Annotated in this window: 1 pseudogene; it reads left to right on the forward strand. The window is 71.4% G+C overall.

The features are described from left to right. A pseudogene (locus Q7L65_RS27620) lies at positions 1 to 605 on the forward strand (metallophosphoesterase); the annotation flags it as partial.

Here is a 605-nt window from a genome sequence, read left to right on the forward strand (position 1 = left end):
CCGGTGCTCGATCCGAGAGACACGCACGACTCGGAGCTGGGCGACCGCACCGAGGTGCAGCTCGTGCAGAAGCTGCTGTCCGACTTCCGTGAGGAGAGCGGCAAGGGCGTCGCGATGGTCGGCTCGCACGCGCAGATCATGAACGTGCACCGTGAGGAGGGCGTCCCGTACGTCGTCCTGCCGTCGTCGGGCAAGGCGCCGTACGGCACTCCGGACCGCGGCGGCATCACCGGCTGGGTGCGCTGGGGCGTCGACAGCGACGCGAACGCGGCCGAGGACTGGCTGCAGCTCGACGTGCACCCGTTCGCGCAGTCGATCGACCTGCAGGTCCCGGAGTCGCTGGAGGTCGGTGCGAGCGCGCCGCTCGGCGGCACGCTCGTGCAGCCGACGGGCGTCTCCAACGGGTCGCGCACGGTGCCGTTGCGCTACCCGGTCTCGCTGCGCTGGTCCGGCAGCGACACGCTGGCGATCGGCAGCGGCGACGACGCGATCGACGCCGCCCGCGAGCAGGACAAGACCGCGATCCTCGACCCGGAGACGGGTCAGCTGACCGCGCTGAAGACGGGCTCGGTCGACGTCACCGTCGCGGCCGACTCGATGAGAGA

Source organism: Conexibacter sp. CPCC 206217 (assembly GCF_030646165.1).
Lineage (GTDB): Bacteria > Actinomycetota > Thermoleophilia > Solirubrobacterales > Solirubrobacteraceae > Conexibacter.